Raw genomic sequence first — 24,221 nt, 5'->3', positions numbered from 1 at the left:
GGCTCCGATTTTTTGGCCTCTCCCTCGATGCGGGAGTGGTCGGCGCTCCCTGCTAGGCCCGCCGCGGCGCGCTGCAAGCATCGGCTTCGCCGGGCTGCTCCATTTCATTTCGCCCCTGCGGGTGCAGCCCGCCGCTTCAGCAGGCCTCTCCGGTCGCTCTCGCCGCCCACCCCCGCCTCGGGGGAGGCCATGGGGCTTTTGGGCAGTGCTGGAGGCAACCGATGGTTTTCACCTTCCAACCGCCATTTTGGGCTGGACTGTCAGGATATTGCGCGGAATTGACCGGCGCCTTCGTCTGCGCGGCGCTCGGCATCACGCCTACCGTCCGGCACGCGGACTATTTGGGTTCCTGGTTGGAGATCATCCGGGAGGACAATCGCGCGATCCTGCGTGCCGCCAGTGCGGCCTCGAAGGCGGCCGACTATCTGCTCGCGTTCCGGCCCGATGCGGCGGTTGCAGCCAATGACGACGATCCGGACCCCGATCCCGATTGCGGAATGGCGCTGGAAAGGAGGATCGCAGCATGATCCTCCTGACGCCAGACCTGCGCGAACGGCCCAAAAAGCATCGGTGATGCCCCTGACCTATGCCCGGTCGATGTAGGCAAGCTGTTCATGCTTGTGCGCTACGGGGCATGTTGGAGGGGAGAATCCATGAAGCTGCTACCCATCAACGGTGATCCTTGTAGCTTGGCTGCACGGATCGAGAATCTGGATCAGGAGGTGCGCCGGATTTTTCCACTCGGTCGTCTCCTTGATGCGGTCAAGAACAAGGAAATGGCCCTGGTCAGGCCACGGATCTGGGAGGACCCGAGGGAAGATGCCCCCTCACTTTGCATGCTGGACGGTCGAGGCCTCACACCTGCGAAAGGCCAGCGCCAGCTTGCCGATTATCTGGCTCCGGCATGGGCACAATGCTGGTCGCTTAATCCGGGTTCGGACACCCTTTTGCGCGCTTATTCACGGGTACGGCTGGATGAGAACCGACGCAACGCCGACCGCCTGAATGAAGGTGTGACCGTCACGACGACAGTTCGGCATCTCCTCGCTGCGTCGGAAGGCTGGCATGCCGAAGGTGCCGATGCGCATGTTGTCGCGGGCGGTGTCGAATATCTCACTGACAAGGAGATCTGGCAGCGCATTGTGAATGCGTGCAACGGCGAACACGGTCCAGGTTTCTTCCAGACGGTCCAAGGGCGAGCGGAGTCCCTGCTATGGAAGCGGCACTATTTTGCCCATGAGCAGGAGGTCCGTTTCATGCTGATTAGCCGTGAATGGTCTCAGGATCAGCCCGTCCCCGACGTTCGTGCGATGCGGATCGATCCCAATATGCTGTTCCGATCGATCAGCTTCGATCCGAGGCTCCAGCCTTTCGAGGCAAATGAGCGTGCATCCGAACTGCGTGAGGCGGGTTACGAAGGTGAAATTCGCCCCGATCTGAGCTATCAGGGGATGCTCGGACTACTTGAGATGAAGACGGAATGGCCTGATCCCTGAAACAAGTGATCGCGCTGATCGTCGCCGCGCTGGAGGCAATGATGCCCAAGAACCGCATGACCTTCCACGATCCGCGCGATGAGCTGCCGCCGGTCACAATCGAAATCCTCAAGGGTGACATGTTGCGGTTCACGCAGGTCGACCGCGATGGCCATACCAATGTCGTCACTTTCTCCGACCGCTTCGGTGTCCGGCGCGGCATGATCGATGTGGCACACGAACCTGTGCCTTCACCTACAGCGGAAGCCTGAGCTGGTTTATATCGGGCGGGGATGATCCTTCCAGCTTCTCGATGATCGCCGCCGCCAGCGTATCGGCGGCGCGCTCGCGCATCCGTTCGTCCGGCATCGTCAGACCGACGCGCGCCCAACCGGGCGCTGCCAGCAAGATGGCGGACAATTCCTGTCGTTCGATTCGTTCCATGCCGGCATGAGAACAAATAGAGAACTTTGTTGCAAGGTGCTTGCGGCGAACGGTGATTGTCAGGTCGGCAAGCACGCATGGCCTGCCTGCGGCAGGCCGCCAGAGGAAGAGGGAAGCCGGGGCTTCGTGACGGGCCTGGAGCCGAGAGAGAGTCTCGCGGCAGCCCGTCATGGAGATGTTACCCATGGCAAAAGCAGCTCAGAAGCTTGTCCTCAGCGGTTCGCGGGACATTCCGTTCGACAAGCTGGTCCTGTCCCAGTCCAATGTCCGGCGCGTGAAGGCCGGCGTATCGATCGGCGAACTGGCGGAGGACATTGTCCGTCGCACTCTGCTCCAGAGCCTCAACGTGCGGCCCATCCTCGATAGCGAGGGCCAGGAGACCGGCCGGTTCGAGGTGCCGGCCGGTGGCCGGCGGTTCCGCGCGCTCGAGCGGCTGGTGAAGCAGAAGCGCCTCGCGAAGGACGCACCGATCCCCTGTGTCGTCAAACCGGCCAATGACGTCGTACTGGCCGAAGAGGACAGCTATGCTGAGAATACCTTCCGCGAGCCGCTGCATCCGCTCGACCAGTTCACCGGCATGCAGGCGATGGTCGACAAGGGTCAGGACATCGAGTCCATCGCCGCGCATTTCAATGTGACGCCAGCGGTGGTCAACCAGCGCCTCCGCCTCGCGAAGGTCTCGCCCAAACTGCACGAGATCTATGCCGGGGATGGCATGACGCTCGAACAGCTCATGGCCTTCTCGGTGTCCGACGATCATGAACGCCAGGAACAGGTGTGGGAATTGCTCGCCCACAGCTACAACAGGTCCGGCGCATATATCCGCGGCAAGCTGACCGAAGACACGATCCGCGTTGCCGATCGGCGAGTGCGGTTCGTCGGGGTCGATGCCTATGTCGCGGCGGGCGGTCATGTCATGCGCGACCTGTTCGAGGATGACGATGGCGGCTGGCTGACCGATCCGACGCTGCTCGACCGGCTCGTGAGCGAGAAGCTTCAGGCCGAGGGCGAGAAAATCGGTGCCGAGGGCTGGAAGTGGGTCGCGACCGCGGTCGATCTGCCCTGGGGCGTGACCGATGATCTGCGCGAACTCGACGGCGTGCCGGTGTCGCGGACGCCGGAAGAGGATGCGCGTCTCGCCGAACTGGAAGCGGAAGCCGAAGCGCTCGAAGAGCAATGGTCCGAGGAACCGAACGTGCCCGATGAGGTGCATGAACGCTTTGCCGCCATCGACACCGAGATCGGCGCGCTGGTCGAACGGCCGGTGACCTTCGATCCGGAAGAGATGGCACGGGCCGGCGTGTTCGTGTCGATCGAATCCGATGGGTCGCTCTGCATCGAGCGTGGCTATGTCCGCCCTGAGGATGAGCCCGTGATCGAGGCGGATACCGGTAAGGGTGACGCGGGTCCCGGTGCCGATGGTGACGATGAAGGCGGAGCTGCGGCGGCCGATCCGGCCGTCTCGAACGTCGTTTCGATCAATGCGGCGTCGGGTGGAGACGAGGATGAGGATGGCGAAATCCTCAAGCCGCTGCCTGACAGGCTTGTCGCCGAACTGACCGCCTGGCGCACGCTCGCCCTGCAGGACGCCTTCGCACAGAACCCGTCCACGGCCTTCGCGGCGGTGCTGCATGCGTTCGTGCTCGGCACTTTCTACACCTACAGCCGCGCATCCTGCCTGGAGGTGTCGCTGAACAAGATATCGTTCGGGTTCGCGCCATCTGGCCTTCGTAGTAGCGCTCCGGCGAAGGCGATCGACGAGCGCCACAAGCGCTGGGCTGACCGTCTGCCGGACGATGACAAGGACCTGTGGGACGCGCTGCTTCAGTTCGACGGCGCCGAACAGGCCGCATTGTTTGCCCATTGCGCCTCGCAGGCCCTCAACGCGCAGCAGGAGGTGGTGCCCAAATATGACAACGGCCGCATCTCGAAGCACAGCGTCGAGCGGCGCGTCGCGCACAGCCACGTTCTTGCGCGGGCGGTCGGGCTCGACCTGGTCGGTGCGGGCTGGCGTCCGACCGTCGAGGGCTATTTCCGCAGCGTGACCAAGCCGCGCATCCTCGCCGATGTGGCGGAGGCCAAGGGCTCGAAGTTCGCCGAGATGATCGATCATCTCAAGAAGGGCGACATGGCGAACGAGGCTGAGCGGCTGCTGGAAGACGCCGGTTGGTTGCCCGAGCCGATGCGGACGCCCGAGTTGCTCGACGCGGCCGCGGGCGAGCCGGCGGCAGAGGACGAAGGGGCCGCGTTGCCTGCGTTCCTCGACGACGAGGAACAGCCGCTAAATCCCGGCAGCGACGACGAGGAGACCATCGCGGCGGCCGCCTGACAACCGGTCGGGGCGGCTCCGGTCGCCCCGCTCCTTCTCCGGTTCACCTACCCGGCCCGGCGCACCCGCGCCGGGCCTTTTGCCTTTTCTGGAGACATAAGATGCGCACTTCTCAAATCGATACAGCGACGCCCGACGAATTGGCGCCCACATTGCTGATTGCCCTCCAGCGGCTTGGGCAGCTTGGCCGCGCCGGCGCCATCGCCCTCGCGCGGCAAGTCGAGGACGACGACGCGGATTTCGACGAGGCGGCCGAATGGATCGCCGACATCGCCTCTGGTGGCCTTCGGGACTGACCGACACCGCCATTCCACCTTTTACCCACAATCCTCGAAAGCCCGGTCCTCGCGCCGGGCTTTCGCCATTCAGGAGATCCGCAATGACGGACGCTACCCCACCCCAGCCCGCCATCGATATGGCCAAGACCATGGAACGATACGCGGCGTGGGAAGCCGCCGCCGCGAGACTTGTTCCCGACAACAAACAGCGGCTGTTCGCACACCTCGCCTCGGCGAACATCACGCGCGTCGTCGTCATCTTCGACGGTGAAGGCGACAGTGGCCAGATCGAGGATATCCAAGCCTATGTCGGCGACGAACAGGCGTCGCTGTCTGATGGCAAAGTGGACTATCTCGACCTGCCCTATGGCGAAATGCAGCCGAAGCTATGCCGATACAGCACCGCACTGGCGCTCGAAACGCTCGCCTACGACCTTCTGCGCGAGAAGCATGCGGGCTGGGAGAATTCGGACGGCGCCTATGGTGAGTTCACCTTCGACGTGACCGCCCGGACGATCACGCTCGACTATAACGAGCGGTTCACCTCGTCCGAACATCATTCTTACAGCTGGTGAGGAGGCGGCAATGGGACATTGCTATCACCACGCGCTCTCCTCGGTCCGCAAATGGGGTGGCGCGCCCGACGATTATTTGCCGCTTCACCAGTGGTTCGATGAATCTAAAGCGATCACCGCGGATTTCCGGCACCGCGCGCTGCGTCATCACGCCGAGGGCATCTTCATGCTCGAGCGCTTCTTCGGCGCGACGATCACCGTCTCGACGGGGCGCGTCGTTCCCGTTCGCCTGATCGGCGAGCAGCATGTTCGCGAGGATCTGGGGTTCATCCCTAGCTTCGCGGACTGGGTGCGCTGCATCCGTCCCGAGCCTTGGATGGGTCGCGCACAAGCGATCCACCGGCTGGTTGATCCATTTGCCGAGTCTCGCAGCGACACTGCATGACTATCTGCAATCATTGATTTCCTGGCAATCAATGATTAATTTTCCTTGAAAGGAGATCCGTCATGGCCAGCATGACCATTCGCAATATCGACGAAGCGTTAAAGACACGGCTTCGAATCCGCGCCGCCGAACATGGCCGTTCCATGGAGGAAGAAGCACGCGACATTTTGCGAGCAGCCTTGTCCACAAGCACGCCTCGTCCCAACAATCTGTTCGATGCCATCCGCGAGCATTTCGGTCCCCTTGGTGGTGTCGATCTTACCGAGGTTCCGCGTGAACCGATGCGCGAGCCGGTGGATTTTTCGTGATCGTCCTCGACACCAATGTGATCTCGGAAGCCCTTCGGCCCTCACCGGATCCGCGCATCGCCGATTGGCTTCGACATCGTCCGCTGACGTCCTTGTTCATCACGGCAACGACACAGGCTGAAATCCTCTATGGTATCGGCATTCTCCCTGACGGTCGTCGCCGCGACGATCTGCAGGCGGCGGCCCATGCGATGTTTTCGCAAGAGTTTGGTGGCCGAATCCTTGCTTTCGACGAAGATGCCGCCCGTTGGTTTGCTGTCATCGCGGCCGACCGGCGACAGGCGGGAAGGCCGATCAGTCAATTCGATGCCCAGATCGCAGCGATCACTCGCGCTTATGGCGCAGCCGCAGCGACTCGCAATGTCCGCGATTTCGAGGATTGCGGGATCGAGCTGATCAATCCGTGGGACGATGGCTGAATTCAACGCACGCGGATCATCGCCCCCATCATTTTTATCCTTGGAAGCCCGGCGTCAGCCGGGCTTTCGCGTTTCAGGAGACCTCTCATGGCAGACTATCATTCCCCGACCGTCGTGCGGCCGAGCATTCCGGCCAGCGCGATCACCCGCCTCGAACATGCGTTGCTCACCGGCGTATTCGAGCATGAATCCGATGGCGACGCGATTTATTTCTACTCGAGCGAAGGGCCATCAGACATGGTCTGGCTCGACATTGCCGATTTGAGGGCGATGCTGGAGGACGAGCCCATGCCATCGGGCCGTATCGTCGAGATGATCCGCACGAAGCTGGCCGAAGCCGACCCCGATGAAGCCGAGCTGGCACTCGATCTTTCCGATCTGGGCGATGCTGCGATCTTCCAACAGATCGTGCGGCGCTGCGACCAGCTTGACCACATCACCATCACATCGGCCTGGACCTGCACGAAGATGCGGCCGGACGGTTTTGGCGGCGGCGTGACCGTGGTGACCGCCGATCATATCCTGTCCAGCTCGACCAACGAGATGGAATGCCGGCTGCTCGACAAGGCCGAACATGGCGAACTCGGCTGCGCACCGGGTCATGGCCGACATCCCGTTCTGATGCTCGCCGAGGAGGATGTCCGTTCGATGCTGACGGATATCCAGAAGGCTTATGCCGGAACCGATACTGCTGCCATCGAGGTCAGCGACACGCATATCCGCCAAGCCTGCGTCGCGACGATCGGCAAGCTCAATCTCGACGAGCAAATCCGCAACGTCGAGTTCAGCACCGCCATGGCGGCCATCGGGATCGCGCGCGGCACGCCCGCCTGATCCTTTCTCAACCGACCACAACCCCCGAGAGCCCGGCCATGCGCCGGGCTTTCGCGTTTCAAGGAGACGCAAATATGTCCGCACAATTGATCTACGACACAGCGCCGCTCGGCAGCCTCATCCGCTATTCCAACGGCGAGCCGCGTCCGCCCGAGCGTTTTACCCGCAAGCTCAAGGCCTGGAACAATGACAATGGCATCGGCCGTCTGGTCGAGCGCAGTGCTGAGGAGATCCGGCCAACCTATCGATCGCCCGCGGGCTTCTGCCTTCATCTTGGCAATTATGGCAGTCAGGGCATCATCGCGATCGTCGTGTGCCGGCATTATTCGGTTGAGAGCAGGCTGCATTTCGAAATCGCCGAGACACCCAGGCCCGGCACAGTGCGGGTGATCTCCAGCTTCGGTGGCCGTGAGGAGCTGCGCCATCTTGCCCCGCATATGGCGGCTGCCGAGGAATGGATGGCGCGCAATCGCTATTCCGACATGCGCGCCGAGATTGTTCCCGATCCAGATCCGGTGATCCTGCCCTCGAGCCTCGGGAGGGCGGCATGACCATCCGGCGCCATTTCGTGCATGTCTATACGACCATTCGCATCAAGGTCGCGGTCGATGCCGGGGATCATCGCACTGCGATGCAAGCCGCCGATGCGGTGCTGTTCGAGGGCGATCATGCAGTCCGGCTCGTCCCGGCCCATCCGGCGATCATCGACGCCGACTATGCCGAGGAGGTCATCGAATATCTGGTCGATGAGGCCGGTGACCAGACCTTCGAGCGGTCGTGCTGCTACGGCTCAGATTATGCGCCTGCTCGCGTTATCGACAGGGGGATGGCATGAGCGCGGTCGCCATCGAATATGGCAGGACCGCCGACGGGCTCCTGGCCGCGCGCATAGGCGACATGGGCTATATCGCCGTTCCAGCACCAGGCGGTTACCGCCTCGCATATGGATGGCGTATGTCGCGGCCCATTGCCGATTGGACCGAGCATGATGTCTTTGGCAGCGAAGGTATCGTTGCGGACCAAGCGGGTTTTCGCGCGCATATCGAGGAGGTCGCGATCCATCTGCGACAGCGTGGGGCCCTCGGCCGCAAGGAAGTGCGTATGCGTCTCTCGACGCCGTGGGGCATGTCACAGGGCGCGACCGTCTATGCCGAAGGCGTCGTCTTCCACAGCACTGCCTCGCATGGCGGGTTCAAGCTCGATCGCGCACGCAACGCTGCCCTGCATTCCGCACTGCGGATCAAGGGTGGATGGTATGAAGAGGATGGTGACTGGGCACGCGTCGCTGTGGGCTATCCCAATCTGTTCACCGACCGGGAGAAAGCAATGGCCGATCGCACGCTACGCGATTGGGAACCGGATGCCTGGGAAGCCGTCTACGGCCGTGCTCTGACAGCGGCAGAGTCCTTTACTCGAGACCGGGAACGTTTCCAGCGTGAGCATGCCCACGACTGGGTAGTCATCTCGGCGGCGCGATCGGATCGGCATCCCGGTTTCGTCGAGACGATTGCCACGATCGGTGGCCGCCGTGATGGGACTGAGACGAACCGTTACCTCGTTCCAAGTGGCGAATATCATGCCGGCAGACACGGGTTCGTGATCGATCCGGAACGTCACCAGGTCATGAACGGCTGAATTCCTGACCTTTCATACGGCCCGTCTCGATCCGGCGAGACGGGCCTTTTTTTGCCCGGCTTGTAGAGCCGAGCGGCCCCTGTTGAATGGCCTTCCGCTCCCGGTATCATATCGATAAAGATACGATATAACGTCTCTTGATTCGATGGAGTTCCGATGACGATGTCCGCCCATGCGATGCCTATGCAGGATAGCCTTCCCGTAACCGTTCTTTCCGGCTTTCTTGGCGCGGGCAAGACGACAATGCTCAACCATATCCTCGCCAATCGCGAGGGACGTCGCGTCGCCGTCATCGTCAACGACATGTCTGAAGTGAATATCGACGCCGATCTCGTGCGCGGCGGCGATGCGGCGCTGGCGCGGTCGCAGGAGACGCTGGTCGAGATGACCAACGGCTGCATCTGCTGCACGCTGCGTGATGACCTTTTGCGAGAGGTGCGCGCGCTCGCCGAGGCCGGACGGTTCGACTATCTGGTGATCGAGAGCACCGGTATATCCGAGCCGCTGCCGGTCGCTTCCACCTTCTCCTTCCGCGATGACGCCGGCGTATCGCTGGGCGATGTGGCGCGGCTCGATACGATGGTCACGGTGGTGGACGCCATCAATCTGCTCAAGGACTATTCGAGCCAGGATTTCCTCGCCGATCGCGGAGAATCGCTGGGCGAGGACGATAGGCGCAGCCTGGTCGGCCTTCTGGTCGAGCAGATCGAGTTCGCCGATGTGGTGGTCATCAACAAGGTGTCGGCCGTTTCGCCGGATCAGCTCTCCATCGTGAAGAAGTTGGTGGCCAGCCTGAATGCGGATGCGCGGATCCTGACCTGCGATCACGGCAAGGTGTCCCTCGACGCCATTCTCGACACCGGCCTGTTCGACGAGGAGAAGGCGGCACAACACCCGCTTTGGGCCAAGGAGCTCTACGGCTACGCCAACCATGTCCCCGAAACGCAGGAATATGGCATCGAAAGTTTCGTCTATCGTGCGCGTGAGCCGTTCGACCCCGCGAAGTTTCACACCTTCCTGACCGACGGCGGACTCGACCATGTGGTCCGCGCAAAGGGCCATTTCCGGCTGGCAACGCGGCCCGACTGGGTTGGCGAACTGGCGGTTGCGGGCAGCCAGACGATGACCGCGCGAATGGGGCGCTGGTGGGCCAGCATTCCGAAGAATCAATGGCCCGACGACGATCGCTTCGAACGCTTCGTTGCCGGGCATTGGGATCAGGTCTGGGGCGATCGGCGGCAGGAGCTGGTGTTCATCGGCATCGGCATGAACGAAGCGCACATCCGCGCGCGGCTCGATGCCTGCCTGCTGCCCGCGACGAAATTCGCTCCGGAGAAGTGGACGGGCCTGCGCGATCCCTTCCCGATATGGGAGCGCGCGCTGGAGACAGCGGAATGACGGTCCTCGCTCTGGCGGCCACCGAGACGACACTCTCCCCTGCCGCTGAAGGACGCGATCCGGACGTGCTGACCCGCATCACGGACCCGGCGGTGCAACTGGCCATCTGGTCGCGCCCGCGACCGCCCATGCTCGACTGGATCGACGGGCTGGAATGGGATGTGATCGACGACATCGATGCGCCGATCACAGGGCCGGATTTCCTGCCCGCGATCACCCGCCTGCTTTGCGATGCGGGCTATCCGCAGACTGCGCAGGGCGAGATGCTGGTGAGCGAGGTCGAGGGCCAAGCCATACGCTTCGCACAGATCATGGATTGCCTGGACCTGCGTCTGCGTCTCGAAGTGATCGAATCCGACGCCTGCCGCAAATTCCATATGGACTATGTGCGCGCACGGCTGCTGATGACGCTTGCCGGAGAAGCTACGCAATGGATCGAGGTGGAGGCGCAACCCGACGCGCCGGTCCATCAGCTCGCCGTTGGCGATGTCGCGATATTCAAAGGGCGGCTCGACGCCGACGAACCGGCGATCCTTCACCGTTCGCCGCCCATTGCCGGAACGCGGGGGCGCAGACTGCTTCTTGCGCTCGATCCTGTGTCTGAGCCGAGGATGCCGATTGACCGGATATCGAGTGGCACCTCGCCAAGGCGGCGCGCGAGCGGATCGCGGTCTGAGATTCCCGACCGACCTCACCGTCAATCAAGGGTGAGAGGGAGAGGCATGGCCGGGAAGAGGGAACCCGGCCGGGCTTAGAGAGAGCGTCCGCCGGGGCTGGACTTCCCGCTCTCCCGGAGACCTCACCCATGACCCATATCCTGTCCGATGCGGCGCCTTTCGCCGCTCGTCCCAGCGCTGCGCCTGGCTTCGCTGGCCGCGCCAGTGCCCTGCTGGCCGCGGCGCGCACTCTCCTGCCGGCACTCGAGGCGGGCCGCGCGATCGATGCGGCGCAGCTTCGCACGGCCATGACCGACGCCTTTGGCGGCACCGATGCCGAAGGGGCCTGGGACTGGAAAACCGCCTATGACGCCTGTGAGGCGGCGGAGATCCTGTTCCTGCGCCGCTATGGTCAAGCCATTATCGGCCGTGCCGCGCCGAGCGCGCTAGCGTTGATCGAGCGTGTCGCCGCTTTGACTCCCACCCACACGCGCCGTTCGGAAACCTCTCAGGCACTCCAGCAATTCTCGACCCCGCCGGGCCTTGCCTTCGTCGCCGGCGTAGCAGCATCGATCAATCCCGGCGACCATGTGCTGGAGCCGTCCGCCGGCACCGGCATGCTCGGCGTCCATGCCCTACTGGCGCGGGCCGGCTTCACGCTCAACGAGCTGGCCGAGACCCGCGCCGAACTGTTGAAACTACTGTTCCCGGACATATCGGTCTTCGCGCACGATGCCGCCTCGATCGACGATCGATTGCCCGTCGCCATCCGCCCTACCGTCGTGCTGATGAACCCGCCATTCTCAGCGGTCGCCAATGTTGATCGCACCATGCGGGACGCCGCGCTTCGCCATATCGAGTCTGCGCTGGCGCGGCTCGAACCGGGCGGGCGACTGGTCGCGATCACGGGCGCGAACTGCGCTCCGGCAGCGCCGGACTGGCGCGGGCCGTTCATGCGGTTGCAGGAGCAGGCCCGCGTGGTCTTCACCGCAGCCATCGACGGGAAGGTCTATGCCAAGCATGGCACGACCGTCGAGACGCGCCTGACCGTCGTCGATAAGCTGCCCGCCGAAAGTCCCGGTCAGTTCGTCGAGAGCGCGGGCAAGACGCCCGATACTGCGACGCTGCTCCAATGGGTGCAAGCGCAGGTGCCGCCGCGCTCGCCGATCACGCCGTCGCCAATCGGAGCCCTGGCGGTCACCACATCGGCCGCGCCCGGTCGCGCCAGGATCTGCGCTGTCGCCACGGCCGCTGAATCCCCGGCTCTCGAACCCCAAGCGGTCGAGTTGGCCTATGAGACGATCGATTGGACGCCGCCCGCCGAGCGCCTGGGCGACAGCATCTATGAACCCTATGCACTCCAGTCGCTGCGGATCGAGGGCGCACACCCGCATCCGACCCCGCTGGTCCAGTCGGCGGCGATGGCATCGGTGGCGCCACCCAAGCCCGCTTACCGGCCGCATCTGCCGCCGCAACTCGTGACCCTCGGTATCCTGTCCGACGCCCAGCTTGAATCCGTCATCTATGCGGGCGAAGCCCATTCTGGGCATCTGTCGGGCGCATGGAAGGTCGATGCGACCTTCGACACCGTGACCGTGGCGTCGGACGATATGGATGGCGCGGTCAAGTTCCGCCGCGGCTGGTTCCTGGGCGACGGCACCGGCGCGGGCAAGGGCCGGCAGGTCGCCGCCATCATTCTCGACAATTGGCTCAAGGGCCGTCGCCGTGCCGTGTGGCTGTCGGTTTCCGACCGGCTGCTCGAAGACGCCCAGCGCGACTGGTCCGCGCTCAGGCAGGAACGGTTGCTGGTGACGCCCCTGTCGCGGTTCCGTCAGGGCGCGGACATCCGGCTCGCCGAGGGCGTCCTGTTCACGACCTACGCGACGCTGCGTTCGCAGGAACGTGGCGGCAAGAAGTCTCGAGTCGAGCAGATCGTCGAATGGCTGGGGCCGGATTTTGACGGCGTGATCGTGTTCGACGAAGCGCATGCGATGGCCAATGCTGCCGGCGGCAAGGGCGAGCGCGGTGATGTCGCGCCTTCGCAGCAGGGCCGTGCCGGGCTTCGGCTCCAACACGCGCTACCCAATGCCCGCATCGTCTATGTCTCGGCGACCGGCGCGACCACGGTCCAGAACCTGGCCTATGCCCAGCGTCTTGGCCTGTGGGGCGGCGAGGATTTCCCATTCGCGACACGGGGCGAGTTCGTCGGCGCCATCGAGAATGGCGGCGTTGCCGCAATGGAGGTTCTGGCCCGCGATCTGAAGGCGCTCGGCCTCTACGCCGCCCGCTCGCTCTCCTTCGACGGCGTCGAATATGAGATGCTGGAGCACAAGCTGACCTCCGAGCAGGTCCGCATCTATGACAGCTATGCCTCCGCGTTCGAGGTGATTCACAATAACCTGGATGCAGCGCTCGAAGCCGCCGGCGTCACCAGTCCGAGCCATGGCACGCTGAACCGCCAGGCCAAGGCGGCGGCGAAGTCGGCCTATCAGGGCATGCTCCAGCGCTTCTTCAACCATCTCATCACCAGCATGCAGACGCCCAGCGTCATCGCCGGCATCGAGCGCGATCTGGAAGCAGGCCATGCGGCCGTGGTGCAGATCGTCTCGACCGGCGAGGCCTTGCAGGAACGCCGCCTCGCCGAAATCCCGGCCGATGAATGGGGTGACGTATCGGTGGACATCACGCCTCGGGACGGCGTCCTGTCCTACCTCCAACACAGCTTCCCGGTGCAGCTCTATGAGCCATTCACCGATGGGGACGGCAATCTTTCCTCCCGTCCGGTCCACGACGAGAATGGCGTGCCTGTCGTCAACCGCGACGCCGTGCGCCGCCGCGATGCGATGATCGAGCGGCTTGCGGCCTTGCCGCCCGTTCCGGGCGCGCTCGACCAGATCGTCCAGCATTTCGGGACCGACATGGTGGCCGAGGTCACGGGCCGCTCGCGCCGCGTGGTTCCCTGCCGCAATGACGACGGCTCGGTTCGCTTCGCGGTCGAGAACCGCCCGACCTCCGCCGCGCTGCACGAAACCGACGCCTTCCAGCAGGACAGGAAGCGCGTCCTCATATTCTCCGAAGCCGGCGGTACCGGGCGCAGCTATCACGCCGACCTTGGGGCGATGAACCAGCGTCGGCGTATCCATTATCTGCTCGAAGCCGGGTGGAAGGCCGATGCCGCGATCCAGGGCTTCGGACGCACCAACCGGACGAATCAGAAGCAGCCACCGTTGTTCCGTCCGGTCTCGACCGATGTAAAGGCGCAGAAGCGCTTCATCTCTACCATTGCCCGGCGTCTGGACTCGCTGGGCGCGATCACGCGGGGTCAGCGCCAAACCGGCGGCCAGAATATGTTCCGGCCCGAGGACAATCTCGAAAGCTGGTATGCCCGTGATGCGCTGCGCCAACTCTATGTTCTTCTCGCGCGCGGCAAGGTCGAAGGCTGCTCGCTCGCCCGTTTCGAAGCGGCAACCGGTTTGTCGCTTCTCGACAGCGATGGCGGCCTCAAGGACGAGCTACCGGGGATCAACACCTTCCTCAACCGCATGCTCGCGCTGACGGTCGCGATGCAGAACCTGCTGTTCGAGGCGTTCGAGGGCCTGCTTGTCGCACGGATTGAGCAGGCGCGGGCTTCGGGTAGCTACGAGGTCGGGCTGGAGACCTTGCAGGCCGAAAGCTTCCGCATCGTCGGCCGCGCGACGATCTATACGCATCCCGGCACGGGGGCGCAGACGCAGCTTCTGACCATCGAACGCAAAGACCGGCTGACGCCGCTGCAGCTCGAGGACGCGCTGGGACAAGTCGAAGGCAAGGGTGCAAAGCTGCTGGTCAATGGCAAGACCGGTCGCGGCGCCGTCCAGCGCAGGGCGCGCAGCGTGACCGATGACGATGGTGCCGTGCATCCCCGCGTGCGCCTGATCTGGCCGCTGACGGATTCCGTCATTCCAGCCGAGGTGCTCGCATCGAGCCATTGGGAGGAAGCGGATCGTGCGGCGTTCAGCGCGGCCTGGAAGGCCGAGCTTGCCGGACTGCCAAGCCATGAGACCTCGACCCTGCATATGGTGTCGGGCCTGCTGCTCCCGATCTGGAAACTGCTGCCCAACGAATCGACGCGTGTCTATCGGCTCCAGAGCGATGACGGAGAGCGTGTCATCGGTCGCCGCGTGTCTCCTGCCTGGGCGGCAAGCGTCGCCAATGACGATGATGGTCCGGTGCGGCTTTCGGGCGAAGAAGCGCTGTCCATGCTGATGTCGGGCGATGCGGTTCTGCATCTGGCGCAAAACCAGAAACTCCAGCGTGTCCGCGCCATGAACGACTGGCGGATCGAACTGACCGGGTTCAACGATCTGGGCGTCGAGCGCCTCAAAGCCATGGGCTTGATCTCCGAGATCGTCTCGTGGAAGCTCAAGCTCTACGTGCCGACAGGGGCTGTCGGTGCCGATGTGCTGGATAGCCTGTTCGACCGTTTCCCGATCGAGCGGCTCTCCTCGCGCAAGGCAGCCTGAGGAGCCCCATGATGCAAAGCCCTGCCGGCCAGATCGCCGATGCTTTGGCGCATAACGCCGAGGCCGTGTGCCGCCATTATCTCTCAAAGGGCCATAAGGAAGGCCGATACTGGCTGGTGGGCGACGTTCACAACACGCCTGGACGCAGCCTTTATGTCCGTCTCTCCGCATCCCCCGACGGACGCGGAGCGGCGGGCAAATGGACCGATGCGCAAAATGGCGATCATGGCGACCTGCTCGACATCATCGCCATCGCAAAGGGCTGCCGGACCATGCGCGAGACGCTCGACGAGGCCCGGCGCTTCCTCAGCATGCCTATGCCGCCTCCGACTGAGAACAGGCCTGTCACGCGGAGCAAGGCGCCGACCGGGACGCCAGAGGCAGCGCGGCGGTTGCACGCGGTTTCGAAGCCGGTCGCGGGCAGTCTGGTCAGGACCTATCTCGCCACCCGGAAGATCACCGACCTTTCCGGCTGCGAGGCACTGCGGTTCCATCCCAATTGCTGGTATCGCGCGTCCGACGAGGACGACGCGCAGGTCCGTCCCGCATGGCCGGCGATGATCGCGGCCGTGACCGATCTCGATGGCAGCGTCACCGGCGTCCATCGCACCTGGCTGAGGCTGGACGGCTCTGACAAAGCGCCGGTCGCCTATCCCCGCCGCGCCATGGGCAATCTGCTGGGACATGGGGTCCGGTTCGGGCAGAGCGGCCGTGTCATGATGGCGGGTGAAGGCATCGAGACCATGTTGTCGCTGCGTCAGGTCATGGCGGCAATGCCCGCGATCGCGGGACTCTCCGCTGCTCATCTCGCAGCCATTCTGTTCCCGGCCATGCTGCGCCGGCTCTATGTCGCACGCGATGACGATCCTGCCGGTGTGGGGGCGTTGAAGACGCTGACCGGGCGGGCGATTAAGGCGGGCATCGAGGTCGTGCCGCTCGAGTCAAGGCTTGGCGATTTCAATGACGACTTGCGCGCCTTCGGGCGGGAGCGTCTTGCGGCAGAGCTGCGAGCTCAACTGCGGGCTGAGGACGCAGGGCATTTTCTGATGCAGGGGTGAATGCCGGGAAGCAGAGCATCCCCCCGCCACGTCTGGTCGCCATCCTCTCCAACCTCTTCGAGATGCCGCGCGCTCGGCCTTCGTCAGAGGGCGCCTGCGGCAAACGGAGCGGGACGGCAATGGCAGCTACGCGGCTATTTTCCGCCGGGACGGGCCTACGGCCGCCCCTTTGCATCGCGAAGCAAAATAGCCGCTGTCCGCCATCCTTCGCTGCGCTCCGGCCGAGCCCTTCGGGCTTCGGTTCTGTCCCGCTCCGTCTGCCGCCTTTCGTCGCCACGAAGGCCGCGAGAGGCGCGGCTGTCAGACGACGGAGACATAAGATGGCGAGCGATCATGACGACGAACGGGAAGCACAGCCCGGTTCCACCGCCTATCTGCTTCAGGAAATGCAACTCTACGGTCACCGGCCTTTCGAAGATGAGCCCGATCATCGCCCCTTGCCGGACGATCGCATCGCCGGTGGCGCGGTCGCCGAGATGTTCGATGCTCTCGTCTCCTGCCTGATCGACACGCGGATCGAACCCGATCTTGAGGATCTTGCCTGGGGCATCGTCAATGTCTTCCACCGCGCCGGCGAGCGGATCGAACGCGAACTCGACGATAATGAGCAGGCGCAGAAACGGATGCAGCGCGAACAGGATGGCAGCGAAGTCAAGTCTGTCGAGCTGGAGCGCGCGATCGCCGAGGGCATCACGTTGCTCGAACGCCGCGACACGATGGAATTTTTCCGCGACGCCGCCGCCGACCAGTTCCGCATTCATCTGCGCAAGCCCTGGCTTCCCCGCTCCGGGCCGATGGTCAACCGCAAGGCGTTGACCTCGGCGGTGCTTGACAGCCGCAGGCAGCTCGATGGCCGCGCTTATCAGGACGCACTGGTGCTGAACCCCGACGGCGTGCGCATCGCCTTCACCGGTGGCGCCGACTATAACAATCACCAGCGCATCTATGCGGTGCTCGACAAGGTGCATGCGCAACTGCCGCAGATGATCCTGCTACATGGCGGGACGCCGACCGGCGCGGAACGTATCGCCGGCTGCTGGGCACGCGATCGTAATGTGCCGCAGAAGCCCTACAAGCCCGACTGGAACCGGCACAAGAAGGCGGCGCCGTTCAAGCGCAACGATGCGATACTCGAGGATATGCCTAAGGGGGTTATCGTCTTCCCCGGCACCGGCATCCAGGACAATCTCGCCGACAAGGCCCGCAAGATGGGCATCCGCGTCTGGGATTTCCGCAATCGGTCCGGGTGATCGACTGTTGCGGCGGACTTGCCCGTGTCAGTCCAGGGGCGCGTTTGACAGGCGCATATATTCGCTCTCCGTCACGAAAACAGAGAGCTGCTCTCCTCTGAGATCCTTCTTCACGCCGGCCGGATATGTCTCGGTCCCATGCAGAATCGTGCCGCCGACAATTACATGGCCGTCATGGGTATGGTGCTGAACATCGATGCGGAACGTCAAGACACCGCTCACCCCGTGATAGACGAAATGCTTGCCGAAATGCGGCAACTCTGGCGCGAAGTTGAGCTGGATCAGCGGCTCGGGTTCGGGATCGCTCATCGCGGCAGCATTTCATATCGAGCGCTGACCGCAAGTCCGAAAGTACGAACAAATACGAGGCATCGGACAATTCTTATCGGCCGCGCGACATACTGCCCGCGTGACGATGCTCGAAGACATCCGACCGGCACGCAAATATTTCGTGCATGATCTCGTTTGCAAGGCCAGGCTCGGCAAGTCGGGCGGGGAGATGCATCTGGACGAACGGCCCTTCCGGAATCGACCGGATTGCGGACGTCTCTCGTCCATTGCGCTTCATCTAAGCGCCAGCGCTGAATAGAAGCCTGATTACCCCTATTCTGATAATGTCTGGGGGAACGTTCGCCACGCTCAAATTCGCTTCTGGAGAAAGAAACGCCTTTGCCCTACGGGATGATCGTCGAGAATCCCGAATGTTTCGTAGCCCAGTTTTGCGTAAAATTCGCAAGACTGAAACTCAAAGGTATCGAGCCAGATCCCGATGCAGCCATCGGATTTTGCAATTTCTTCCGCCTGGTCCATTAGAGTTTTTCCGAAACCTGCGCCCCGATACTTCTCCGGAACCGCGAGAAGTTCGATGACGAGCCAGTCATACGCAATCTGCCCCCACAGACCGCCGACTCCGGTGCCAGCCTCATCGGTCAATAATAGGACGACGGGCCGAATATTTGGATTGCCTGCACGGCTGACATTATATTCGTGCAAAGGTCGGAGAACCGCTTCGTAATCAGCATTCGATGCTTTTTGCGGTATGGTGATGCTTAAGGTCATCCGGTCAGCATAGTGCAGGAACCGAAACCCTCAACCTCGCCGCCGCACGGCTATGGCTGAAGTCTTTTGCCAACAAGGCCCAACCACCATCGCGAAGCTCATTTCGGAGCCAATGCCACCCGATTGCGGGAGGCGTTCCTGAAGCTGCCGGCTACGGCCATGATGCGGGGCCGATTCCAAGCATCGGATCAGCATCACCCGTCAGCGGCAGTTGACGAAGCGATCGTGCAGGGAGCGCACACATAGCTCAGCGCACCGGCAGCCAGTGACTTCACTGGGAAAGCGGTGGCCAGAACAAATGGACTCTCCGGCTGCTGGAGACCGACCCCTCATTTGTCGCCTGCATACGATCCTCGGCATGCCTTGTGCCGTCAACCCCGCGAGGGGGTTCCCCTCCGCTTGCGCTGCGGTGACGTCGGCAACCGGGCTCTCCTTTGGGCGCCATCGGGGATGGTCCCCGATCAACCGAAGGAGTTTTCATCATGGCCACTATCGCTAACCTCACCGTGAAGAACGACGGCAGCCTGGAAGGCACGCTGGCAACGCTCAACGTCACGGCACCGATCGCCATCATCCCCAACGCCCGCAAGGCCAAGGAAAGCGAACCCGACTTCCGGATCATCAGCCGCAAGAACGGCTTCGAGCTGGGCGCTGGCTGGAACCGCTATTCGCAGACCACGGGCGCCGAATATGTCTCGGTGTCGCTGTCCGCCCCGGAGTTCGGCACCATCTACGGCAACGTCGCCAACGCGCCCGGCGATGACCCGATGAAGAAGGTCATCATCTGGAACCCGCCGGCCTGATCCGGCTGCGGCCCCGCCTTCGGGCGGGGCCGCTTCCTATTGTTCCAGATGAAAAGGAGACGAGCCCCATGAGCCGTCACGCCGTTACTGTCCGGTCGTCCACTCGGACCGACGACAATGCCGTCATCGGCTATGACCCACCGATGCGGACCTATTTCCTCCAAGCGTTCGAGGATATCGAAAGCGATGAACCCGGCCTGTGGCTCGGTACGCGTTTCGACGAATATCCCGATCTTCCGTCGCTGGTCGCAGCCGTCGAGGCTGGAGGATATGCGCTGGACAATCTCGCGGACGAGGATGTTGCCGATATGGCGCGGGAAGCCGCGCAACCGGCACGATGTTCGTTCGCTGAACGAACTGGCCAGCCGATGCGCTGATCCGGCCTTTGCCGGGACAGGCCTGGACCTGTCCCGGTATTGCTGTGCTCAGCCGTTCAACTTGTCTTTGACGGCCTTTGCCGGCGCGAAGGTCAGCTTCTTCGATGCCGCGATCTGGATGGTTTCACGGGTGGACGGGTTACGGCCCTCGCGCGCCGGGCTGTCCTTGACCTTGAACTTGCCGAATCCATTCAGCGAAATTTCTTCGCCTTTGGCGGCTGCATCCGCGACCGCGGCGAAGACGCCATCGACATATTTGCGCGCGTCTGCCTTGGTAAGGCCATTCGCGGCGGCAAGGACGTCGGCAAGATCATTGTTGTTCATGAATAACACTCCACTTCTCAAACACTCACGCCCGGATCCGAATCACGATCGGCCCAGGCAGCTCGACCGTCTCTAGGCAGCGCTCGCTTCGCGGTCATCTTCTCTCTGCATCACCTGTGGAGCGCCGCTGTTCGGGTGGCCGGAAGAAGGCCCGTCGGTCGAAGGGAGGCTCCAGGCGAGCGACTGGGCGATGGAAAGCGGCAATATGCTGGCCGCGTCCGGGACCGAAAACCACCACCGCTCTGATAAGGCGCTGATCCCTTGGCCGAAGTCCGGCCTCCTTCAATCAACCCGTAAAGGGTCCGCTACGCATGCGCGTGCGGCCGCTTGGACAAGCCGGCGCGGTGATAGCGGCCAGACCCCGGCCGCCGGGGCACCTGTCGAGCGGGGATGGTCTCCGCTCCCGGACAGGAGCTCGTGCCATGCCGCTTTCCGCCGCCCAGTCGCTCGCCTGGAACCTCGCAAAGACACTGATGACAGTCATCGTCCTTATCAGGACCGACAATGGCTACGCGGTGATGCCCTGGGACGAGTTCGACGGCAATCCGGCGCAGGTGCTGCACGAATACGACCCGTTTTCATCCTGATCGGAGGCCACGCCCGACAGTAAAGCGCTGGGGTGGGCGCCCTTTGCGACATCGATTTGGCCAAGTCGGTTTTTCAGACTCATGACGCAGACGCGGACGGCGGCGTCATGTCTGCCGACCACGTCGGGCGCTAGATCAGTGAGCGTCGGCCCCGGCGAAACCACGTTGACGCGTAGCTGCCGCTCGACAGGATCGGCATTTCATAATCGGGGGCGAACTTCCGCGCGCGGAATGCATCACGCAGGACGATTTTCGCTCTCAGGTGCCCCTGCATTTCCTTGGCTGCCAGCATTTGATGCCCTCCCTATCGGCTGGCTTTTTATTTACACGGCGCAAGACCTGCGCGTCACATCTTCATCCGTGCTGACCGCTACCGCTGAAGTCCATTTGCCTGTGTCTTTTGCAAAACGCTCCGGCATAATCCTCTCATGCCAAGCACATCTGAAACACCCAATCTCGTCACCCCTGCGCCGGAGAGCATCGCCTTCTTTGTCAGGACGCAACGTGGGATTTTGCACTGGAAACAGGAAACGTTGGCGGCGATGGCGGACGTTTCCCATTCGACCATTCAGCGTGTGGAGCGCGGTGAAACTGTCACCCCGGACTGCCTGACGAAGATTGCTGTCGCCCTCGGTCGCCCAGCCGACTACCTGACAGCGCCCAGGCAAAAGCTGACCGAAGAACAAGCATGGGAATCCTTGCAACAATCCGTCGCTTGGATGGATGGTCTTGTCGAGGTGCCGGTTGCACCGCTGACCAAGGAGCGGCAGCTACGCGAACTCGCCTCGACCGACATGATAGTGATCGGCAGCTATCTCGACGAGGAGGCGCAGGGCGACATCGACGGGCTGCGGGAATGGATCGATCTGACCGGTTTCGTCCGCGCCACTGCCGCTGGCGATATTGGCCCGAAGCCCGAACGCGGTTTCCGGATGCGCGAACTGTACGATGATCTCTTCCAGCACCTGACGCAGCTTCAGGCGCGTCATCAGGCCGTGTGCCTCGTCGGCACCTACACCGCCGAGACAGACAGCCGCGCTCTCCCGACCGCGACTGTCGCAGTCCTGTCCCTTCGCTCGAAGAAGCGCAATCCCGCTGCTGCCAAGCTAAAGACCGTCTGGTGCCAACAGAAGGTGTCGTGGAAGGACGCCATGGAGCATACGCGGTGAAAACCGCCCACCATCTCTTCATCGAGGCATTCGCGAGGCAGCTTGGAAAAAGCGCCGCCCATGTAGCGACGGCTATCGCGGTGTTCCTGGTTTATGCGCTCGTGCGGTAGCGGTTCGCACGACCGCCAACGGGCAAGCGCTAGTCCTTCGAGAGCGCGGTCCAGCCTAATTCGTGTTCGAAGACCGTGCGATAAGGCGTTTGCACCGCAAGCGGTGCCATCCGAACATATTCCTCGGCCAACGCCTTCGGCCTACCGGTGAGGCTGGACAGGAAGGCAAGCGCTTCATCCTGGGTCGGCACGCGGCCATCTTCATCAGCAAATTTCGCGGGGAGCGCCGTCCATACGACGCCCTTCAAATGCCTGGCTTTTGCCCATTCGGCGATCGTGGCCGCGAACACGTCGGACGATCCGCCGGGGGTGAAACCAATATCCCGTGAGTTGCAGCCTTCGCGCTTTCGCAACACGCTCCTCGCTTCGTCGATGTCCGATACGTCAAGTTTTGCCCAGCGGGCCGGAACGACCGGCCCGGACGCGGTGAGCACAAGCGTCAACCGATCCTCGCCAGCCTTCTGGCCCGAGTGGCGCGCAAACTCCATCTGGAGTGCAGGCCCGTCATGGTGCCAATCGCCGACGACCGGCAATTCCCTTGGCTGCCAGACGAGCGATCCCCAGCCGAGGCAGGCGATGGTGCCGGATGGATCGTTCACTTGCTAATCTCCATGGTTGCATCGCCCTCTGGCGCGCTGCGACGCGTGGTCGATCCCATGCGGAACGCACCGATTTCGCGAAGCTGAGCAATCGCTTCTGGCGCTGCCGCTTTAGCCTGCTTGCGGTCCAAACCGCGCTCGCGCAGCATTCTTACCGTATGCTGTAGGTACAGGCGATCCCAGCGGCGACGGAAACCCGTATCGGGAATTTCGATCACGATCCGCGGTCGATCCATCGTGTTCTTGAGCCGGTCGCCGTTCGCGCCTGCCTGAATGTAAACGCCGCTGGTGGAGAGGATTTGCTCGACCAGGAAACCGTGATTGCGGCGCAGATCGAACGCAACGATCACTTTCATCTGAACCGGACGGATGAAGCTCAGGATGAGCATCACGGTATCGGGATACTCGCGCATTTCGCCCCACTGCACGTTTACGTCGCCGGGGCCGCTATGCTGGTGGAGCCGGATATGCTCGACAATATCGGGCCGTCCATGGGTGCCGAGGATTAGCACCGGCAACATACGGCCATCGCCCACACCAACGGTGGATATCGCTCCGTCTCCAACGATCTCCACGGGGGTCGCTTCGCGTGGATGATAGACCGGGATTTCGGTGAGCTTCGGCCTGCGGATCACGATGGACGCTCAGAAAGAATAAGGGGTGTCACGCAGGCTATTTGGTCGTGCGTATCCGTCAGTTCGACCACATACTGGTCGATCATGTTGCCGGTGACAATCGCCGGTGGCACCTGAAAGTGGCACCAGCCTGCGACCGCCTCATGGGCGGCAATGCGCATCGGCAGCCGCAATTGCCCGTCACCGCCTGCCTGGCTAAGCCGAGCCGTCATCTCGGTGCCATCGTTCAATCGATAAGTCAGGCGCAGTTCCGCGCGCACCAACGCATTGTCGGAATCACTCGGGTTGCTGACGGAAATCTCGATCCGATAGACGCGGCTGCCACTGGCGGTATCCGCTGTATAATAGCCTTGGAGGAAACCGCTGGTCAGCTTGGGGAGCCTGCGGCGATCTTGTTCCTTCGACAAGGAAAGGCTGGCCCGTGCATAGTGAATACTGAAAATCGACAGAACTAATGCAATCACCGCCGCGATGGCGGTGACGATATCTGGCCAGTTTTCGTGAATTGCATCCATAGGGCATTTATATCAGCCCCGGTCGCCAATCCTAGCGACACTTGCGGAGCCACGCTGCACCGCAGTCAAGGTGCCGCAACGCCGAGTTGGCGAAACAGTCCCAGCGCATCGGCAACTGCCCAATGATCGCTGATCCGGTCATCGCGCACGCGCATGATGTCGTTCACCGCGAACTGGATGGTGCAGCCTGTTGGCGCAATCCCCAAAAACTCGCCGTCATGCGTGCCGACATAGGTTTTGCGGGTGGTGACCAGATCGCCCTCGGCGATCTGGTCATGGATTTGGGCGTGCCATCCGGTGAAGGCTGCCCGGAACGTCAGGTATATCTGGCGGGTGCCTTCGCGATCCGGCGCGAACGCACCGAACGGCGTATGGTCGATGTAATTCTCTGCATAGAGGCGCTCGAACAGGTCGAAATCGCCGTCGCGCTGCACACTGTCATTGGCCAGCCGCACCACGGCTTTGAGGTCGGCGAGTGCTTGTTCGAGCTTGGACAT

At 62.7% G+C, this 24,221-nt stretch carries 30 protein-coding genes and 1 pseudogene; 22 read left to right on the top strand and 9 right to left on the bottom strand.

Annotation, left to right across the window (positions count from 1 at the left end; all coding sequences use genetic code 11):
• Positions 1–272: 272 nt before the first annotated feature.
• From SPYCW_RS18240 to SPYCW_RS18230, 3 genes and pseudogenes are all read left to right on the top strand, one after another.
• Positions 273–527: pseudogene (locus SPYCW_RS18240) on the top strand (zincin-like metallopeptidase domain-containing protein); the annotation flags it as partial.
• A gap of 126 nt (positions 528–653) precedes the next feature.
• A complete protein-coding gene (locus tag SPYCW_RS18235; protein ID WP_145986018.1) occupies positions 654–1,496 on the top strand; it encodes a hypothetical protein in 843 nt (280 codons plus the stop codon).
• A 5-nt stretch (positions 1,497–1,501) separates the two neighbouring features.
• The gene (locus SPYCW_RS18230) at positions 1,502–1,747 is read left to right on the top strand and encodes a hypothetical protein (protein WP_120217943.1); all 246 of its coding nucleotides are present in this window, start codon (positions 1,502–1,504) and stop codon (positions 1,745–1,747) included.
• On the opposite strand, the gene SPYCW_RS18225 is transcribed toward SPYCW_RS18230, so the two are convergent.
• Positions 1,731–1,994: a DUF6771 family protein gene (locus SPYCW_RS18225; RefSeq protein WP_232014767.1), complete on the bottom strand. Its 264-nt coding sequence runs from the start codon at positions 1,992–1,994 to the stop codon at positions 1,731–1,733. The genes SPYCW_RS18230 and SPYCW_RS18225 overlap by 17 nt on opposite strands.
• Before the next feature lie 109 nt (positions 1,995–2,103).
• Between SPYCW_RS18225 and SPYCW_RS18220 the strand changes: the two genes are divergently transcribed.
• The 15 genes from SPYCW_RS18220 to SPYCW_RS18150 all read left to right on the top strand — a co-directional run bounded on the left by SPYCW_RS18220 (position 2,104) and on the right by SPYCW_RS18150 (position 17,546).
• Positions 2,104–4,248 carry a ParB/RepB/Spo0J family partition protein gene (locus tag SPYCW_RS18220; protein ID WP_120217941.1) on the top strand — a complete coding sequence of 715 codons (2,145 nt, stop codon included), beginning with the start codon at positions 2,104–2,106 and terminating at the stop codon, positions 4,246–4,248.
• 152 nt (positions 4,249–4,400) lie between these two features.
• A complete protein-coding gene (locus SPYCW_RS18215) occupies positions 4,401–4,544 on the top strand; it encodes a hypothetical protein (protein WP_232014766.1) in 144 nt (47 codons plus the stop codon).
• Between the two features lie 83 nt (positions 4,545–4,627).
• Positions 4,628–5,101 carry a DUF6878 family protein gene (locus SPYCW_RS18210; RefSeq protein ID WP_120217939.1) on the top strand — a complete coding sequence of 158 codons (474 nt, stop codon included), beginning with the start codon at positions 4,628–4,630 and terminating at the stop codon, positions 5,099–5,101.
• Positions 5,102–5,111: 10 nt separating this feature from the next.
• Positions 5,112–5,486, top strand: a complete 375-nt coding sequence (locus tag SPYCW_RS18205) for a DUF6915 family protein (protein WP_120217938.1) — start codon at positions 5,112–5,114, stop codon at positions 5,484–5,486.
• 62 nt (positions 5,487–5,548) lie between these two features.
• On the top strand, positions 5,549–5,794 hold the full coding sequence (locus tag SPYCW_RS18200; RefSeq protein WP_120217937.1) for a FitA-like ribbon-helix-helix domain-containing protein: 246 nt from the start codon (positions 5,549–5,551) through the stop codon (positions 5,792–5,794).
• Entirely contained in the window at positions 5,791–6,213 is a 423-nt protein-coding gene (locus SPYCW_RS18195; protein ID WP_120217936.1) for a type II toxin-antitoxin system VapC family toxin, read from the top strand. Before SPYCW_RS18200 ends, SPYCW_RS18195 begins: the two co-directional genes overlap by 4 nt.
• Positions 6,214–6,300: 87 nt before the next feature.
• On the top strand, positions 6,301–7,047 hold the full coding sequence (locus SPYCW_RS18190; RefSeq protein WP_120217935.1) for a hypothetical protein: 747 nt from the start codon (positions 6,301–6,303) through the stop codon (positions 7,045–7,047).
• 38 nt (positions 7,048–7,085) lie between these two features.
• The gene (locus SPYCW_RS18185) at positions 7,086–7,598 is read left to right on the top strand and encodes a hypothetical protein (protein ID WP_232014765.1); all 513 of its coding nucleotides are present in this window, start codon (positions 7,086–7,088) and stop codon (positions 7,596–7,598) included.
• Complete coding sequence (locus SPYCW_RS18180; RefSeq protein WP_120217933.1) at positions 7,595–7,882, top strand: hypothetical protein; 288 nt, start codon at positions 7,595–7,597, stop codon at positions 7,880–7,882. The genes SPYCW_RS18185 and SPYCW_RS18180 overlap by 4 nt, the downstream gene beginning before the upstream one ends.
• Positions 7,879–8,682 (top strand): DUF7007 domain-containing protein, encoded by an 804-nt coding sequence (locus SPYCW_RS18175; protein ID WP_120217932.1) that lies wholly within the window; start codon positions 7,879–7,881, stop codon positions 8,680–8,682. Before SPYCW_RS18180 ends, SPYCW_RS18175 begins: the two co-directional genes overlap by 4 nt.
• 156 nt (positions 8,683–8,838) lie before the next feature.
• Positions 8,839–10,080 carry a GTP-binding protein gene (locus SPYCW_RS18170; RefSeq protein WP_232014764.1) on the top strand — a complete coding sequence of 414 codons (1,242 nt, stop codon included), beginning with the start codon at positions 8,839–8,841 and terminating at the stop codon, positions 10,078–10,080.
• Positions 10,077–10,835 (top strand): DUF1826 domain-containing protein, encoded by a 759-nt coding sequence (locus SPYCW_RS18165; protein ID WP_172595552.1) that lies wholly within the window; start codon positions 10,077–10,079, stop codon positions 10,833–10,835. The genes SPYCW_RS18170 and SPYCW_RS18165 overlap by 4 nt, the downstream gene beginning before the upstream one ends.
• A gap of 50 nt (positions 10,836–10,885) precedes the next feature.
• Positions 10,886–15,238, top strand: a complete 4,353-nt coding sequence (locus SPYCW_RS18160; RefSeq protein WP_120217930.1) for a strawberry notch-like NTP hydrolase domain-containing protein — start codon at positions 10,886–10,888, stop codon at positions 15,236–15,238.
• 11 nt (positions 15,239–15,249) lie between these two features.
• The gene (locus SPYCW_RS18155; RefSeq protein WP_120218396.1) at positions 15,250–16,296 is read left to right on the top strand and encodes a DUF7146 domain-containing protein; all 1,047 of its coding nucleotides are present in this window, start codon (positions 15,250–15,252) and stop codon (positions 16,294–16,296) included.
• Between the two features lie 320 nt (positions 16,297–16,616).
• Positions 16,617–17,546, top strand: coding sequence for a DUF2493 domain-containing protein (locus tag SPYCW_RS18150; protein WP_120217929.1), 930 nt, complete (start codon positions 16,617–16,619; stop codon positions 17,544–17,546).
• Positions 17,547–17,573: 27 nt separating this feature from the next.
• Here SPYCW_RS18150 and SPYCW_RS18145 read toward each other — a convergent pair whose 3' ends face one another.
• Both SPYCW_RS18145 and SPYCW_RS18140 read right to left on the bottom strand, forming a co-directional pair.
• Positions 17,574–17,855 (bottom strand): hypothetical protein, encoded by a 282-nt coding sequence (locus SPYCW_RS18145; RefSeq protein WP_120217928.1) that lies wholly within the window; start codon positions 17,853–17,855, stop codon positions 17,574–17,576.
• A 330-nt stretch (positions 17,856–18,185) separates the two neighbouring features.
• Entirely contained in the window at positions 18,186–18,605 is a 420-nt protein-coding gene (locus tag SPYCW_RS18140; protein ID WP_120217927.1) for a GNAT family N-acetyltransferase, read from the bottom strand.
• A 482-nt stretch (positions 18,606–19,087) separates the two neighbouring features.
• Between SPYCW_RS18140 and SPYCW_RS18135 the strand changes: the two genes are divergently transcribed.
• Positions 19,088–19,408, top strand: coding sequence for a DUF736 domain-containing protein (locus SPYCW_RS18135; RefSeq protein WP_120217926.1), 321 nt, complete (start codon positions 19,088–19,090; stop codon positions 19,406–19,408).
• Positions 19,409–19,476: 68 nt separating this feature from the next.
• Positions 19,477–19,785 (top strand): hypothetical protein, encoded by a 309-nt coding sequence (locus SPYCW_RS18130; protein WP_120217925.1) that lies wholly within the window; start codon positions 19,477–19,479, stop codon positions 19,783–19,785.
• A gap of 48 nt (positions 19,786–19,833) precedes the next feature.
• On the opposite strand, the gene SPYCW_RS18125 is transcribed toward SPYCW_RS18130, so the two are convergent.
• On the bottom strand, positions 19,834–20,109 hold the full coding sequence (locus tag SPYCW_RS18125) for an HU family DNA-binding protein (protein ID WP_120217924.1): 276 nt from the start codon (positions 20,107–20,109) through the stop codon (positions 19,834–19,836).
• A 422-nt stretch (positions 20,110–20,531) separates the two neighbouring features.
• On the opposite strand from SPYCW_RS18125, the gene SPYCW_RS19095 reads away from it, so the two are divergent.
• Positions 20,532–20,696, top strand: coding sequence for a hypothetical protein (locus tag SPYCW_RS19095; protein ID WP_172595551.1), 165 nt, complete (start codon positions 20,532–20,534; stop codon positions 20,694–20,696).
• Between the two features lie 130 nt (positions 20,697–20,826).
• Here SPYCW_RS19095 and SPYCW_RS19090 read toward each other — a convergent pair whose 3' ends face one another.
• A complete protein-coding gene (locus tag SPYCW_RS19090) occupies positions 20,827–20,988 on the bottom strand; it encodes a hypothetical protein (RefSeq protein WP_172595550.1) in 162 nt (53 codons plus the stop codon).
• A gap of 136 nt (positions 20,989–21,124) precedes the next feature.
• Here SPYCW_RS19090 and SPYCW_RS18115 point away from each other — a divergent pair, with 136 nt between their 5' ends.
• Positions 21,125–21,865 (top strand): helix-turn-helix domain-containing protein, encoded by a 741-nt coding sequence (locus SPYCW_RS18115; RefSeq protein ID WP_120217923.1) that lies wholly within the window; start codon positions 21,125–21,127, stop codon positions 21,863–21,865.
• 139 nt (positions 21,866–22,004) lie between these two features.
• Here the strand turns inward: SPYCW_RS18115 and SPYCW_RS18110 are convergent, their stop codons facing one another.
• The 4 genes from SPYCW_RS18110 to SPYCW_RS18095 form a co-directional block, all read right to left on the bottom strand.
• On the bottom strand, positions 22,005–22,574 hold the full coding sequence (locus tag SPYCW_RS18110; protein WP_145986017.1) for a hypothetical protein: 570 nt from the start codon (positions 22,572–22,574) through the stop codon (positions 22,005–22,007).
• Positions 22,571–23,209, bottom strand: coding sequence for a hypothetical protein (locus tag SPYCW_RS18105; RefSeq protein ID WP_120217921.1), 639 nt, complete (start codon positions 23,207–23,209; stop codon positions 22,571–22,573). The genes SPYCW_RS18110 and SPYCW_RS18105 overlap by 4 nt, the downstream gene beginning before the upstream one ends.
• Positions 23,206–23,724, bottom strand: coding sequence for a hypothetical protein (locus SPYCW_RS18100; protein WP_120217920.1), 519 nt, complete (start codon positions 23,722–23,724; stop codon positions 23,206–23,208). The genes SPYCW_RS18105 and SPYCW_RS18100 overlap by 4 nt, the downstream gene beginning before the upstream one ends.
• A 65-nt stretch (positions 23,725–23,789) precedes the next feature.
• Positions 23,790–24,221, bottom strand: a complete 432-nt coding sequence (locus tag SPYCW_RS18095) for an ester cyclase (protein ID WP_120217919.1) — start codon at positions 24,219–24,221, stop codon at positions 23,790–23,792.

The sequence above is a fragment of the Sphingopyxis sp. EG6 genome (genome assembly GCF_003609815.1).
Classification (GTDB): Bacteria; Pseudomonadota; Alphaproteobacteria; order Sphingomonadales; family Sphingomonadaceae; genus Sphingopyxis.
This window is presented reverse-complemented; position numbering and strand designations above follow the sequence as displayed.